Here is a 14,208-nt window from a genome sequence, read left to right on the forward strand (position 1 = left end):
TGTTATCTACCCTGCGACTGGCGTAATGTAGCCAACCATAATACCTGCCAGCACGACGGAAACCATAGTGACGGAAATAAAGCCGCCAACCAGCATTGGACCGAGCATATGGTTAGTTAATACCTGACGCTCTTTTTCGTCTCTGGTTAACGAGGTAATGGCTTCGTTAGTAATGATGTAGTCAGCCGGGAAACCGTATAGTGCGGTAAGAGAAATAGCAAACGCCATTTCCATTGAAACCCCAAGGATCTTGCCAACCACCCAAGACACGATAAACATACCGACAACGGCTGTGCCGATCAGCACAATCATCGGAAACAGCAGGCGCATCAGCATCTCTGGCGTCGCTTTGTTCAGGGTGTCGAAGATAAACAGCATCAATACCATGACGGCAAAGCCAAAACCGTTGGCCTTTTGCAGCGGGTGCCTTTCCAGAAAGCCCAGTGAAGAAGCAATAACGCCAAACAGTAGACACAGCACGAACGGGCTAACACTGACAACGGGCGCCAGCGCAGTAGAGGCCAGATAGGCCAGCAGCCCGACAAAGGCCAGACGCAGGAATTTGAAGTAGCTGGTATTGTAGTGCGAAGGGATGCCGCTAAACAGGCGGGGCATCTTGTCTTCGGCAGCGATGGTCGTTGGTTCGTGATTATCTGAGCCTGCCTCTTCCAGAGGGGCGTCCTTCCACTCTCCGGCGCGGTATTTTTCCAATACTCGCTTGCCTTCGCGCTGAAGCATGATGGCGGTGAGCGGATAGCCTGCAAATCCTTGCATCACGTAAATCAGAATGGCGAAAACGGACAGATCGACAAGCCCTGCATCCGCTGCGCCTTTTGACATAATCAGCGATGAGACAATGCCGCCAACCAGCGGTGGAATAGTGACGATGGCTGTGTTCATGTCAAACATGAATATGCACATGGTAAACACGGCAGCGATGATGCCAAGAATGCCCGCGAGGGAAATGATAATAGTCTTCCACTGCCTGCCAAGCTCTTTCATGGAGAGCAGTGTCCCCATGTTGGTAATGAGCAGGTACATCATCATCACGGCAACCGGCGTCGTGATGCCGGCAAGGCTGATAATGTTACTGGGGAAGAAAGTCCAATAGCCGACAAGAAACAGCACGGCGCAGACAAAAACAGAGGGGATCCAGGCCTTGGTTCTCACTGACACGGCGTCGCCGATATAAAGAATAAGAACAATGATTAACAGCGCTAACATCTGCGACATAGAGAAGTTCCATTTATATGTATTACATTACCCAATTATGTAATCTTTAATTTTGGTAATTATTTTAAATTTGGTTGATAGTTCTGATTTTTGCTTGAGGGATGTCCATAAAGCAGCGTATAAAACTACTTCTAACTGAATGTGTATGTCAAGTTTAAGTGACGTTTGTGGCAATAAAAATGAACGTCAGGAAGTGAGGGAATAGGATTGTCATCAAAGAGCCTTCGGAGGCTGGCATTATTCCCTCTAGCCCACAGTGCCTATAAGCAACGCTAATGGGCAATTAGAATTATCCATTTCCCTATGCGAAATCAGACGGTTAGTCTACACAGCATTGACCTATTGATACGAGTGAGGCGTAAAGTGCTGTTGACCTATTTTCAAGGAGTTGTGCTGGGCATGGCGATGATTCTGCCCATTGGGCCACAAAACGCGTTTGTTTTGTCACAGGGAATGCGCAGGCAGTACCCGATAATGGTTGCGGGCGTGTGTGCTTTAAGTGACGGGGTGCTGATTTCTCTCGGCGTATTTGGCGGCGGCGCTCTGTTGGCAAGCTCTACACTGGTGCTTCAGCTAGTGACTTGGGCGGGAGTACTGTTTCTTTTGTGGTACGGCTGGGGGGCGTTTAAAGACGCGCTGCGAGCAAGCAGCGAGGCGTTTAGCCTTCAAGACGGTGCAGTTCGCAGTCGCTACCGTATTATTGCTACTGTGCTGGCGGTCACTTGGTTAAATCCCCACGTATATATCGACACGGTTGTGGTACTCGGCAGTTTAGGCGAGCAGTTTGGTTCTCTGCGGCTATGGTTTGTTTTGGGAGCGGTTACTGCATCCATCGTCTGGTTTTTCTCTCTGGCGCTCTTGGCCGCGTGGATGGCGCCGTGGCTACAGAAATCTTCAGCTCAGCGCATAATTAACATTGGGATAGGCAGCGTCATGTGGATTATCGCGTTTCAGCTGGCAAGGCATGCGCTTGCGGGGATCCTGGCATAAACGTCAATATGGTGTAAATTCTGTTGTTATCTGAAGGCGACGTCTTATGATGTCGCTGTTGTTAAATCCTTTAACAAGATATACGGCTTTGAGGAGACACCATGAAGTTAAAAACGCTAGCCATTGCTGCCGCTTTTGCGGTCGCCCCGTTCACCATGCAGGCGGCAGAATTGCCTGATGGCCCTCATATTGCGACCTCGGGCAGCAGCATTGTGAAAGCCAAGCCTGATATGGCGACGCTGTTCATTGAGGTGAATGTTTCAAACAAGTCTGCGGCAGAAGCCAAGAAGAAGAGCGATGAACGCGTTGCAAAGTACATCGACTTCCTGCAAAAAAACGGCATTGATAAAGCGGATATTGACGCAGCCAACATTCAAACGCGCATAGAATACTCTGACGGCAGCTATGTCAGCAGCGCGAAAAGAACCATTAAAGGCTATATTGCCACCCGTCAGGTGAAAGTGACGGTTCGCCAACTGGACAAGCTGAATGCCCTGTTAGATGGTGCGTTAGCTAACGAACTGAATGAAATTAACGATGTGCAGCTGGGCGTTATGAAAGACGAAACTTATCGCGACGAAGCGCGCCAGCAGGCGGTAAAGGATGCGGTAGAGAAAGCCAATGCGCTGGCGAAAGAGTTCGGCGTGAAGCTAGGCCCCGTGTTCAGCATTCGCTATAACTCCAGCGGCGGCGGTGCGGTACCAGCAGCGAGCTACCGAAGCAAGGCGATGTCCTACTCTTCCAGCGCGGCGGACGAGAGCTATCAGCAGCAGAGCATCGACTTTAACGATCGTGTAGAAGTGGTGTTTGACATCCAGCGCGAGCCGAAAGCGAACTAAATCTGCCTTAATACCTGACGCCCGTATCCTAAAAGGGCGTCAGTCACTTCCCGCATAATCTTGCTTTCCGGCGAAAAGCGATGCCAGTACAGCATGCGTCTTTGGCATAAACCCGGTGTCAGATCCATCAGCTCCCCGTTAGCCAGCTCTTTTTCAATTTGCAGGTGTGGGATCATGCAGCAGGTCGTACCCTGTTTTGCCAACTGGACGAAGGCTTCCGACGAGCTGACGATGTGGCAGGGCACGCTGCCCGGCGGTAGGTCGAAGTTCTGCTGTAAAAACGCCTGATGCATATCGTCCAAGTGGTCAAATGCAACGGCAGGCGCCTTTTGCAACGCACTGCGGGTGACCCCGTTAGGGAAGTAGCGATCGGCAAATTCCGGCGAAGCGACAAAGATATAGTCCAGCGCTCCGAGCTGATCCACCAGGCATCGAGGCAGCGCCTGAGGCTGGATACTGACGGCGCCGACCACTTCACCCAGCCGCAGACGTTCCTGAGTGCGGGTTTCGTCTTCAACCTGAAGATTCAGGCGAATAGGAGAGTCGGAAAGCACCGGCTTGAGGGCAGGCAGCAGCCAGGTTGCCAAACTGTCGGCATTGACCGCCAGCGCCAGCTGAAGTGGCGATTCCACACTGCCTTCGTCGCTGAGCCACTCGTCTTCTAACAGCTCAACCTGGTGCAGAAGAGCCAGAAGCTTTTGCCCCTGTTCAGTCGGCTTAGGAGGAACGGTGCGGATCAGCAACGGCTGGCCGTAGAGGTACTCTAACTGCTTAATCCGCTGTGAAACGGCCGACTGGGTGATGCACAGCTTTTGCGCTGCGCGCTCAAAGCCGCGTTCGCGAATCACCGCGTCCAATGCCTGAAGCACGCGATAGTCTGGGCGTTTCATTGTGTGTCTTCTCCGTTTTATCGAACTGCGGTAAGAGCCTACTCCAATAAGCATCAAGTCACTCTCTAACACTATGCCATACTTTTATTATTGCCGTACATTTCTTAAGGCTTCTGCTATATTGGCGGCAGGACTTCTTATAATAATCACATTTTTGGCAAGACAGGTAGATTTCACCATGACGCAAGATGAATTGAAAAAAGCCGTTGGCTGGGCCGCGCTCCAGTACGTACGTCCGGGAACCATTGTGGGTGTTGGTACAGGGTCAACGGCGGCACACTTTATTGACGCGCTCGGCACAATGAAATACGACATCAAGGGGCGCTGTATCCAGTTCCATTGCCTCTACTGAAAAGCTAAAGGGTTTGGGCATTGAGGTTTTTGACTGCAATGACGTAGACGAGTTGGATATCTATGTCGACGGTGCTGATGAAATCAACGGCCAGATGCAGATGATCAAAGGCGGTGGTGCGGCGCTAACGCGGGAGAAAGTTGTGTCGGCTATTGCCCATCGCTTTATCTGCATTGCTGACGCTTCCAAGGAAGTGGACGTGCTGGGAGCGTTTCCTCTGCCGGTTGAAGTTATCCCGATGGCGCGCTCTTACGTTGCCAGAGAGCTGGTAAAGCTCGGTGGTCGCCCTGTATATCGTCAGGGTGTCGTGACTGACAACGGCAACGTTATTCTCGATGTGCACGCGCTGGAAATTATCGATCCTATTGCTTTGGAAAACCGTATCAACGGCATTGCTGGCGTAGTGACCGTTGGGCTGTTTGCTAATCGTGGTGCAGATATTGCGCTGATCGGTACGCCAGACGGCGTGAAGGTCATTGAAAAATAAAATTTTGCTGAACGCTTCGGGCGGATGGCTCTTTTCGCCGCCTGAAGCAGAAAGTGAAATATATTTTTTATATTTAAAAAATATTTAATTTGGTGATATAGCTCACGGTTGTTTCATTTGTGTTGTTTTTTCCGGATACTCCGGTATCTACTAGTACAAAACACCTAATTTACTCCATTATCCCGCCTCTTGTCCTGAACGGTTAATCGTTTGCTCCTGTTGCCGTAGCGTCTATTTTTGATATGTTGACAACGGCAGTTATATAAAAAAATAAATTCATGGGGCAAAGTTCAGAAAATGGTCAAAGTATCATTGGAAAAAGAGAGAATTAAGTTTCTCCTGGTTGAGGGCGTCCATCAAAGCGCCGTAGAGGGTCTGCGTGCAGCAGGCTATCACAATATTGAATACCACAAGGGCGCGCTGAGCGACGAGGAGCTGAAAGAGGCCATTCGCGACGCGCACTTTATCGGTATTCGTTCACGTACTCACCTGACAGAGGAAATTTTGTCCGCTGCGGAAAAGCTGGTGGCTATCGGCTGTTTTTGCATCGGCACCAATCAGGTGGATCTGACCGCCGCCGCCAGACGCGGGGTTCCAGTATTTAACGCGCCGTTCTCTAACACGCGTTCCGTGGCAGAAATGGTGTTAGGGGAGATTCTGCTGCTGCTGCGCCGCATTCCTGAAGCCAATGCCAAAGCGCACCGCGGCGAGTGGGGCAAGCTGGCCGTTGGCTGTTTTGAAGCGCGCGGCAAGAATCTGGGTATTATCGGCTACGGCCATATCGGTACACAGCTGGGCATTTTGGCTGAGTCTATCGGTATGAACGTGATGTTTTACGACATCGAGAACAAGCTGCCGCTAGGGAACGCGCAGCAGGTTCGCCACCTGTCCGATTTGCTTAACCGAAGCGATGTGGTCACGCTGCACGTGCCTGAAACGAGCAGCACCAAGAATATGATGGGCCATAAAGAGCTGGCGCTGATGAAGCCTGGTTCTGTGCTGATTAACGCCTCACGCGGTACGGTGGTGGATATTCCCGCTCTGTGCGACGTGTTGGAAAGCAAGCACTTGGCTGGCGCGGCGCTGGACGTCTTCCCGGTTGAACCAGCGACGAATACCGATCCATTTGAGTCTCCGCTGTGTGCGTTTGACAACGTTCTGCTGACGCCGCACATCGGCGGTTCAACGCAGGAAGCGCAGGCCAACATCGGCGTGGAAGTTTCCGGTAAGCTGAGCAAGTACTCTGACAACGGTTCGACGCTATCAGCGGTTAACTTCCCTGAAGTATCGCTGCCTGCGCCGCAGGAAAACGTCAGCCGTTTGCTGCACATCCACGAAAACCGCCCGGGTGTGCTGAACCAGATTAACCAGATCTTTGCTGAGGAAGGCATCAACATCGCCGCTCAGTTCCTGCAGACTAACAACGAGATCGGCTACGTGGTTATCGACGTGGAAACCGATCGCGCTGACGAAGCGCTGGAGCATATGAAGTCTATCCAGGGTACCGTTAGGGCAAGACTGCTGTTTTAACGATCGGCCGAAGTAAGAAGGCGGCTCTGAGCCGCCTTTTTTATGTCATCAATTTTATATCACCAGCGCCAGTGTTCAGACGGCGTGATAATCTCCGGCAAAGGCACGTCCCAGCTTTCGTGAGTCAGACCTTCTACCTGTTGGCAATCGTGGGCGATGCCAATAGGGTATGAACCGTCTCGCTGCCAGTTTTTTAGCGTGCGATCATAGTAGCCGCCGCCCATGCCTAACCGATTTCCCTGTGCGTCAAAGGCCACCAGCGGCGTGATAATGACGTCCAATCGACTTGCGGGCAGCACGTGCCGAACGTCGAGCCTGGGTTCCTGAATGCCAAAGGGGTGATGGATCATGACGCTGTCTCGCGCATAGCGCAAAAAGAGCAGATGCCCTTTGCTGAAGGGATGAATAACCGGAAGGTAAACCTCTTTTCCCCTGCTGCCAGAAGGCTTCTATCAGCGGTTTAGTGTTGATTTCACCGTCAAAAGACAGAAACAGAGAAACACGCTGCGCATCCTGCACTTTAGGGTGTTTAGTGAGCCGTTGGTAAACCCGCTGAGCGGCGAGCTGCTGCTCATTTTGTGAAAGTGCGTTACGCCTGCTGCGAATTTCTCGCCGCAATGCCTGACGCTGAGAGAGGAACGTCGTCATGAATAATTAGTGTAAGAAGTGCAATACAGCAGAAGAAAGGAGAACTCCGAGGTGCCGTCTCAGGCTGTAACCCTTGAACCCTTGGTTCAAGGTGAACGCGAATATACGATCATCAGGCTTCCCGGACGGACCGGGCATGCTCACAGACTGTAGAACCCGCATTCTTTTTGGTTTGAAATATCGGCTCAGGGGACTGGCCCGATAACGCACACCTCAGAGAATTTGTTCAGAACCCGTATAAAGTACGTTTTCTATAATCCTTAGTTAGCCACAATCGCTTAGCGGTTGGCAATGGCTTAAATCGATTATAGGGAAATTATTCGAAATTTGCACTCCGGCGCTGCGAGATTTGACTCTGTTCGACTAATGCTTGCTCAATAGTGTCCTGCAGCATGCGAATTCGCATCTCCATACTTTTCGCATAGTCATCGGTTTTGCTCTTTTCCTGAGTCAGCTCGTAGCTGATGTTCAGCGCAGCGGTGAGGATCAGCTGCTCGCCGTTGGTGACCCGAGTTTTGTCTTTCAGGTCCTGTAAGCGCTGGTTCAGATCGGCCGCCGCCCGGTTGAGGGCTTCACGCTGCTCTGGCGGACAGTTGATCCGCAAAGACTTACCGAAAATTTGTATATCTACCGGTTGTGCTGACATATCACCTTCCTGCCGACGCGGTTAAATGACCGTTGCGTCTGACCAATGAAAAAGCCGTTACCAAGCCCGAACTATCGCGCTTTCGGAGGGCTATAATTTAACAAACAATCGCCATTATACCAAACTCTCGCCCGCGGTGACGGGGCGGATAGCCAATAATGACAGGTTTATTCGCCAAGCGCTGCGTTTGTGACGGCGCGCAAGGTTCCCCCCGTTATAGCGTTGGTGGTAGCATAGTGGTAACTCTTTCTTTTTTGACGGTGGTAAACGCAATGTCGTCTGAAAATCTGCTCCCTACTTATCAATCCATCAATACCGCGCTGGCACAGCAAAAGGTGGCGCTAACCGCCGCCGAGATGCACGGCCTGCTGAGCGGTTTACTTTGCGGCGGCTGTAGCGACGGCAGCTGGTCAGTGCTGGTTCACGACTTGACTAACGACGGTCAGGCCTTCGGCTACCCGCTGGGAGACTTAGTCAAAGGGCTGTATGAAGAGACGAAAGAGGAGCTGGAAGAAGACGGTTTCAGCTTTGAAATGCTGATCCCAGCGATGATGATTCGTCTATCTACGAGCGAATTGATGCGCTGAGCGGCTGGGTCAATCACTTCCTGCTGGGGCTGGGTATGATGCAGCCAAAGCTGGGGCAGGTGAAAGGGGAAACCGGTGAAGCGATTGCCGACCTGAGAAATATTGCGCAGCTTGGCTATGAAGAAGATGACGACCTTGAAGAGCTCGAGCTTTCCTTTGAGGAAATTCGTGAATACGTTCGAATGGCCGCCATACTGTGCCACAGCGACTTTGCCAGGCTTTCCACCGCCCCGGAGAACGCGAAGCCAACGCTGCACTAAAGGTAAAGGCGTACAGCATCACGCAGCATCGTGCAATAACACAGAACGTGGGAAGGGCTGATAAGTGAAGATTTCATTACCTGAACACCAGCGCCGTAGAGAGGCGCTGTTGGCTAAGATGGCGTCAGGCAGTGCGGCTATCGTTTTTGCCGCGCCAGAGCGGGTGCGAAGTGCCGACACCGAATATCCGTTTCGTCAGGACAGCGATTTTTGGTATCTGACCGGGTTTAACGAACCGGAAGCGGTGCTGGTGCTGATAAAAAGCGATGAATCCCATAGCCACAGCGTGCTGTTTAATCGCGTGCGTGACCTGACTGCGGAAGTTTGGTTTGGTCGTCGGCTGGGGCAGGATGCGGCGTTGGCAACCCTTGGCGTCGATCGCGCACTGCCGTGGGACGACGTGCCGAATCAGCTACACCTGCTGCTGAACGGGCTTGATGTGATATATCACGCTCAGGGGCTGTATGACTTTGCCGATCGGATGGTGTTTAACGCGCTGGAAAAGCTGCGTCGCGGCACGCGCCAAAACCTGAAAGCGCCGACCACCGTAACAGACTGGCGTCCATGGCTGCACGAAATGCGCCTGTTCAAATCATTGGAAGAAATCGTCGTTATGCGAAAAGCGGGGGACATTACCGCCAAAGCCCATACTCGGGCGATGGAGCGCTGCCGACCCGGCCTGTTTGAGTATCATCTTGAAGCGGAAATTCATCACGAATTTACTCGCCACGGCGCTCGATATCCGGCCTACAACACTATCGTCGGATCAGGTGAGAATGCCTGTATTCTGCACTACACCGAAAATGAATCTCTGCTCAAAGAAGGCGATCTGGTTCTGATAGACGCTGGCTGTGAATATCAGGGCTATGCGGGCGATATTACGCGTACTTTCCCTGTCAGCGGCCGATTCACCCCTGCCCAACGTACAATTTACGACATCGTGCTGGCGTCTCAGTATAAGGCGCTGTCGCTGCTGAAAGCGGGAAACAGCATTCGTCAGGCGAACGAAGAGGTTATTCGCGTGATGGTCACTGGCCTAGTGACGGCTGGGGTACTGGAGGGGGATGTTGACCAACTGATCGTAGACAAAGTTCATCAGCGATTTTATATGCACGGTCTGAGCCACTGGCTTGGGCTGGACGTCCACGACGTGGGTGACTACGGTTCCTCAAATCGCGGTCGACTGCTTGAGCCCGGAATGGTGCTGACGGTTGAGCCAGGGCTTTATATTGCGCCAGACGCTGACGTGCCCGCTGAGTTCCGCGGTATCGGCGTGCGCATTGAAGATAACGTGCTGATTACTGAGCACGGCAGTGAAATTCTGACCTCCGGTGTGGTGAAAGATCCGGAAGATATTGAGACTCTGATGGCTGAGGCGCGCCGATGAACGCGGTGACGATCGTCGGCGGCGGCATGGCGGGGGCGACTCTGGCTTTAGCGCTTTCACGCCTTGGTGGCGGCCGTATTGCTGTGACGCTGATAGAGTCTCAGCGGCCGGATGCGCAGCGCCACCCCGGTTTTGATGCGCGGGCGATTGCGCTGGCGCAGGGAACCTGTCAACAGTTGGAAAGAATTGGCTGCTGGTCGTCACTGGCTCGCGAAGCGACGCCTATCGAAACCGTGCAGGTCAGCGATCGAGGCCACGGCGGCATGACCACCCTGAACGCCGCTGACTACGGCCTCGCCGCACTGGGGCAGGTGATCGAGCTGCACGATGCCGGACGGAGACTGTTTTCCCTGCTGGAACAGGCACCTAATGTTTCGCTGCACTGCCCGGCTAAAGTCGTTTCCAGCGAGCGAAGCGAAAGCGCCATCACAGTAACGCTGGACGACGGCGAGCGGATTTCCTCATCTTTGCTGGTCGCCGCGGACGGCTCCTTCTCTTCAGTCGCCTCTTCCCTTGGCGTAGAGTGGGACGAGCAGGACTACCAACAGACAGCGCTGATTGCTAATGTCACGATGTCTGAGCCACACCAGAGGCGCGCGTTTGAGCGCTTTACCGCAGAAGGTCCGCTGGCGCTGCTGCCGATGTCAAAAAATCGCATGTCTTTAGTGTGGTGCGTGGGAGGGGCTCGTCGTCAGGACGCTGCTGCTTGGAGCGAAGGGCGTTTTATCGATGAGCTACAGTCTGCATTTGGCTGGCGACTGGGCAAAATTCTGGCTGTCGGCGAGCGGCACAGCTACCCGCTGCGGCTGAGGACGGCGCGCCAAGAGGTAGGGCATCGCCTTGCGCTGGTGGGCAACGCCGCCCAGACGCTGCATCCCATCGCGGGTCAGGGTTTCAACTTAGGACTGCGGGACGTTATATCCCTTGCGGAAACGCTGGTGGAAGCGGTAAATCAGGGAGAAGACCTCGGTGGCTACCGCACTCTGAGCCGCTATCGGCTTCGCCGTGCGCCAGATCGAAGCGCCACTGTTGGCTTGACCGACGGGTTGGTTCACCTGTTTGCTAATCGCTATGCTTCTTTAGCTATAGCGAGGAATTTAGGATTAATCGCAATGGACAGTTGCAGGCTGCTTAAACTGCCCCTTGCCTACAGAACCCTTGGCTGGGTTAAACGATAGGGTAACGGTTTATGCATGCTTATGACGTAGTTATTGCCGGCGGCGGCATGGTGGGGCTTTCACTGGCCTGCGGTCTCAGCGGCAGCGGGCTTAGGATTGCGGTAATTGAACACCAGCTACCCGCCGATGAGTTACCGGCTGAGCCGGAAATTCGCGTTTCGGCGATTAACGCGGCCAGCGAGCGCTTTCTCGATCGTCTGGGCGTTTGGCAGGACGTCGTTGCCCGCCGCGCCAGTCCCTACACGTCAATGGACGTTTGGGATCGCGACAGCTTTGGTAAGATTACCTTTAGGGCCGACGACTGCGGCTACAGCCATCTCGGGCATATTGTTGAGAACGCCGTGATCCACAGCGCGCTTTGGCGAAAGGCTAATGCAGCAGCAGACATTACGCTGCTTGCACCCGCCAAGCTTAAGCAGGTGGCTTGGGGAGAAAATGAGGCCTTTATTACGCTGGAAGACGGTCGCATGTTAAGCGGTAGGCTGCTGGTGGGGGCCGACGGCGCACACTCATGGCTGCGCCAGCAGGCGGATGTACCGCTGACCTTCCGCGACTACGGCCATCACGCGCTGGTTGCCACCGTCGAGACTGACGAAGCGCACGGCGACTGTGCGCGTCAGGTTTTTCACGCCGACGGCATTCTTGCGTTTCTTCCTCTGTGGCAAAGCAATCTCTGTTCTATCGTTTGGTCTCTGCCGCCGGAAAAAGCGCGTGAGATGCAGGCGCTGGATGACGATCGGTTTAACCACCAGTTGGGTATTACCTTTGACGCTCGCCTTGGGCGTTGTCGAGTTGTTAGCGAGAGGCGGATTTTCCCTCTGGTCGCGCGCTACGCCAGAAGCTTTGCAGCGCCTCAGCTGGCACTGGTGGGCGATGCTGCTCACACTATCCATCCGCTGGCGGGGCAGGGAGCCAACCTCGGCTTTATGGACGCAGCCTGTCTGATTGCTGAAGTTAAGCGCCTGCAAAAAGAGGGCAAAGACCTCGGTAACTACTTCTATCTACGCCGCTATGAGCGTAGCCGTAAGCGCAGCGCTGCCGCTATGCTGGCTGCTATGCAGGGATTCAAAACGCTGTTTGACGGCGACAATCCCGCGAAAAAGCTGTTTAGAGACGTCGGCTTGGTTCTGGCCGATACACTGCCGGGCGTAAAGCCCCATCTGGTGCATCAGGCTATGGGGCTTCACGATCTGCCTGAATGGCTCAACGACAAAGCGTAGTCGCAGAGACTCATCACCCGATATCCCTTCTTGTTTTCCCCTTCCGCCCCGTTTTTCGGGGCGGAACTGCCTTTCTGCTGTATTCAAACATTGATAATGATGAAAAATTCTAATTGAGATGTGGGTTATTCATTATTTTTTTTAATGCGAAACTCTCATTAATTGATTATTTATCATGCTATTAAAATTATTTTAGCGGCTGGTTCCATTTTTCCTTCTACAACAAAAGACAATTTCTGTGCAGGGAAACGCAGTATAGGCAGTGAAAGTGTTGCATGATGATAATTGTTTACATGTTGCGATAATGATTAACAAATTCTTCAAAATATAATTACATGTGCCGTTGCGACTCTAGGCGCTGTCGGTGCGTTTAAAACGCTTAAGAGGATATCATGGCTAAACAAACCCCTCTGTATCAGCGACATCTAACCTGTGGCGCCCGTATGGTCGACTTTCACGGCTGGATGATGCCCCTCAACTACGGCTCTCAGATTGACGAACACCACGCTGTTCGCCAGCGGGCCGGTATGTTTGACGTTTCCCACATGACGATTGTCGACCTGCGCGGCGCCCGCACGCGGGAGTTTTTACGCTACCTGCTGGCAAACGATGTAGCAAAGCTGACACAGCCGGGGAAAGCCCTGTACAGCGGCATGCTCAACGCCTCTGGCGGCGTGATTGACGATCTGATCGTCTACTTTCTGGCAGAGGACTATTTTCGCGTCATCGTTAACTCTGCCACGCGCGAAAAGGATTTGGACTGGATTACAGAGCATGCCCGTCCATACGGTGTAGAGATTCAGGTTCGCGACGATCTGGGCATGATTGCCGTGCAGGGGCCTGAGGCAAAAGAGAAAGCAGCCCGCCTTCTGACAGACGAACAGCGCAGCGCCATTGCTGGAATGGCGCCGTTTTTTGGCAAACAAACGGGCAGTTTATTCGTGGCGACCACCGGCTATACCGGAGAAGAAGGCTATGAATTGATGATGCCGATTGAAGCGCTGGACGGCGCCTGGCAGGCGCTGATGAAAGAGGGCGTTGTTCCCTGTGGCCTTGGAGCGCGCGATACGCTGCGCCTTGAGGCGGGAATGAATCTGTATGGGCAGGAGATGGATGAAAGCGTGTCTCCGCTGGCGGCAAACATGGGGTGGACCATCGCCTGGGAGCCTGCCGAGCGCGATTTTATTGGCCGAGAGGGGTTAGAAGCCCAGCGCGGTAGGCAGCATGAAAAACTGGTCGGGCTAGTGATGACAGAGAAAGGCGTTCTGCGCGCTGGGCTGCCGGTCACCTTCTGCGATGCGCAGGGGAACGTACAGGAAGGCATCATTACCAGCGGAACCTTTTCACCGACGCTTGGCTACAGCATTGCGCTGGCGCGAGTGCCGCCGACTATTGGCGAGTCGGCCATTGTTCCCATTCGCGGTCGAGAAATGCCGGTGAGAGTCGTCAAGCCGGGCTTTGTTCGCCACGGGAAATCCATACTGTAGCTATCGGGCAGAACCTTGAAACACCGCCTGAATGCATCGGGCGTTAAACCCTAACAAACGGAGAACGACATGAGTAATGTACCTGCTGAACTGAAGTATGCGACGTCTCACGAGTGGATTCGTGAAGAGCAGAACGGCGTCTATAGCGTAGGAATTACCGACCACGCGCAGCACCTTCTGGGGGATATGGTGTTTATCGAACTGCCTGAAGTGGGCAGAAGCGTTTCTGTTGGCGAAGAGTGCGCGGTAGCGGAGTCTGTGAAGGCTGCGTCTGATATCTATGCGCCGATAAGCGGCGATATCGTTGAGGTTAACGGTGAGCTTGAGTCGTCACCGGAGCTGGTGAACAGCGAACCTTACGAGGGGGGCTGGCTGTTTCGCATTAAAGCCAGCAGCGAAAGCGAAATCGGCGATTTGCTGGATGCACAGGGGTATCAGTCCACGATTGCAGATGAATAGGAAACTCTACTCAGG

At 53.3% G+C, this 14,208-nt stretch carries 11 protein-coding genes, 1 other RNA gene and 3 pseudogenes; 10 read left to right on the top strand and 5 right to left on the bottom strand.

The genetic code is table 11. The features are described 5' to 3' along the window. Positions 1-6: 6 nt before the first annotated feature. On the bottom strand, positions 7-1,233 hold the full coding sequence (locus DQM29_RS02665; protein WP_111739183.1) for a hypothetical protein: 1,227 nt from the start codon (positions 1,231-1,233) through the stop codon (positions 7-9). 363 nt (positions 1,234-1,596) lie between these two features. Between DQM29_RS02665 and argO the strand changes: the two genes are divergently transcribed. Beyond that, the gene (gene argO, locus DQM29_RS02670) at positions 1,597-2,223 is read left to right on the top strand and encodes an arginine exporter ArgO (RefSeq protein WP_111739184.1); all 627 of its coding nucleotides are present in this window, start codon (positions 1,597-1,599) and stop codon (positions 2,221-2,223) included. A gap of 101 nt (positions 2,224-2,324) precedes the next feature. After that, positions 2,325-3,062, top strand: a complete 738-nt coding sequence (locus DQM29_RS02675) for an oxidative stress defense protein (RefSeq protein WP_111739185.1) — start codon at positions 2,325-2,327, stop codon at positions 3,060-3,062. Here DQM29_RS02675 and DQM29_RS02680 read toward each other — a convergent pair. Then, positions 3,059-3,952 (bottom strand): LysR family transcriptional regulator ArgP, encoded by an 894-nt coding sequence (locus DQM29_RS02680; protein WP_111739186.1) that lies wholly within the window; start codon positions 3,950-3,952, stop codon positions 3,059-3,061. The genes DQM29_RS02675 and DQM29_RS02680 overlap by 4 nt on opposite strands. A 178-nt stretch (positions 3,953-4,130) precedes the next feature. Here DQM29_RS02680 and rpiA point away from each other — a divergent pair. Then, a pseudogene (gene rpiA / locus DQM29_RS02685) lies at positions 4,131-4,791 on the top strand (ribose-5-phosphate isomerase RpiA). A 297-nt stretch (positions 4,792-5,088) separates the two neighbouring features. Further along, positions 5,089-6,321 carry a phosphoglycerate dehydrogenase gene (gene serA, locus DQM29_RS02690; protein ID WP_111739187.1) on the top strand — a complete coding sequence of 411 codons (1,233 nt, stop codon included), beginning with the start codon at positions 5,089-5,091 and terminating at the stop codon, positions 6,319-6,321. 59 nt (positions 6,322-6,380) lie between these two features. Here the strand turns inward: serA and DQM29_RS02695 are convergent. The 3 genes and pseudogenes from DQM29_RS02695 to zapA form a co-directional block, all read right to left on the bottom strand. Beyond that, a pseudogene (locus DQM29_RS02695) lies at positions 6,381-6,969 on the bottom strand (5-formyltetrahydrofolate cyclo-ligase). 39 nt (positions 6,970-7,008) lie between these two features. Then, a non-coding RNA gene (gene ssrS, locus DQM29_RS02700) (6S RNA) lies at positions 7,009-7,192 on the bottom strand. Positions 7,193-7,285: 93 nt separating this feature from the next. Beyond that, a complete protein-coding gene (gene zapA / locus DQM29_RS02705) occupies positions 7,286-7,615 on the bottom strand; it encodes a cell division protein ZapA (protein WP_111739188.1) in 330 nt (109 codons plus the stop codon). Positions 7,616-7,887: 272 nt separating this feature from the next. On the opposite strand from zapA, the pseudogene DQM29_RS02710 reads away from it, so the two are divergent. From DQM29_RS02710 to gcvH, 6 genes and pseudogenes are all read left to right on the top strand, one after another. Next, positions 7,888-8,462, top strand: a pseudogene (locus tag DQM29_RS02710) (UPF0149 family protein). A 118-nt stretch (positions 8,463-8,580) separates the two neighbouring features. Further along, entirely contained in the window at positions 8,581-9,849 is a 1,269-nt protein-coding gene (gene pepP, locus DQM29_RS02715) for a Xaa-Pro aminopeptidase (protein ID WP_422385818.1), read from the top strand. Further along, positions 9,846-11,027 (top strand): 2-octaprenyl-6-methoxyphenyl hydroxylase, encoded by a 1,182-nt coding sequence (gene ubiH / locus DQM29_RS02720; RefSeq protein WP_111739189.1) that lies wholly within the window; start codon positions 9,846-9,848, stop codon positions 11,025-11,027. The genes pepP and ubiH overlap by 4 nt, the downstream gene beginning before the upstream one ends. An 11-nt stretch (positions 11,028-11,038) precedes the next feature. After that, the gene (ubiI, locus tag DQM29_RS02725; protein ID WP_111739190.1) at positions 11,039-12,247 is read left to right on the top strand and encodes an FAD-dependent 2-octaprenylphenol hydroxylase; all 1,209 of its coding nucleotides are present in this window, start codon (positions 11,039-11,041) and stop codon (positions 12,245-12,247) included. A 392-nt stretch (positions 12,248-12,639) separates the two neighbouring features. Continuing rightward, complete coding sequence (gene gcvT, locus DQM29_RS02730) at positions 12,640-13,734, top strand: glycine cleavage system aminomethyltransferase GcvT (protein WP_111739191.1); 1,095 nt, start codon at positions 12,640-12,642, stop codon at positions 13,732-13,734. A gap of 69 nt (positions 13,735-13,803) precedes the next feature. Next, the gene (gcvH, locus tag DQM29_RS02735) at positions 13,804-14,193 is read left to right on the top strand and encodes a glycine cleavage system protein GcvH (protein ID WP_111739192.1); all 390 of its coding nucleotides are present in this window, start codon (positions 13,804-13,806) and stop codon (positions 14,191-14,193) included. The last annotated feature ends 15 nt before the right edge of the window (positions 14,194-14,208 follow it).

Origin of the sequence: Leminorella richardii (assembly GCF_900478135.1) — a bacterium.
Classification (GTDB): Bacteria; Pseudomonadota; Gammaproteobacteria; order Enterobacterales; family Enterobacteriaceae; genus Leminorella; species Leminorella richardii.

Coding starts and splice junctions, on each gene's coding strand:
- DQM29_RS02665 (WP_111739183.1), bottom strand. CDS start 1,233: ATGTCGCAGATGTTAGCGCTGTTAATCATTGTTCTTATTCTTTATATC.
- DQM29_RS02675 (WP_111739185.1), top strand. CDS start 2,325: ATGAAGTTAAAAACGCTAGCCATTGCTGCCGCTTTTGCGGTCGCCCCG.
- DQM29_RS02680 (WP_111739186.1), bottom strand. CDS start 3,952: ATGAAACGCCCAGACTATCGCGTGCTTCAGGCATTGGACGCGGTGATT.
- serA (WP_111739187.1), top strand. CDS start 5,089: ATGGTCAAAGTATCATTGGAAAAAGAGAGAATTAAGTTTCTCCTGGTT.
- zapA (WP_111739188.1), bottom strand. CDS start 7,615: ATGTCAGCACAACCGGTAGATATACAAATTTTCGGTAAGTCTTTGCGG.
- pepP (WP_422385818.1), top strand. CDS start 8,581: ATGGCGTCAGGCAGTGCGGCTATCGTTTTTGCCGCGCCAGAGCGGGTG.
- ubiH (WP_111739189.1), top strand. CDS start 9,846: ATGAACGCGGTGACGATCGTCGGCGGCGGCATGGCGGGGGCGACTCTG.
- ubiI (WP_111739190.1), top strand. CDS start 11,039: ATGCATGCTTATGACGTAGTTATTGCCGGCGGCGGCATGGTGGGGCTT.
- gcvT (WP_111739191.1), top strand. CDS start 12,640: ATGGCTAAACAAACCCCTCTGTATCAGCGACATCTAACCTGTGGCGCC.
- gcvH (WP_111739192.1), top strand. CDS start 13,804: ATGAGTAATGTACCTGCTGAACTGAAGTATGCGACGTCTCACGAGTGG.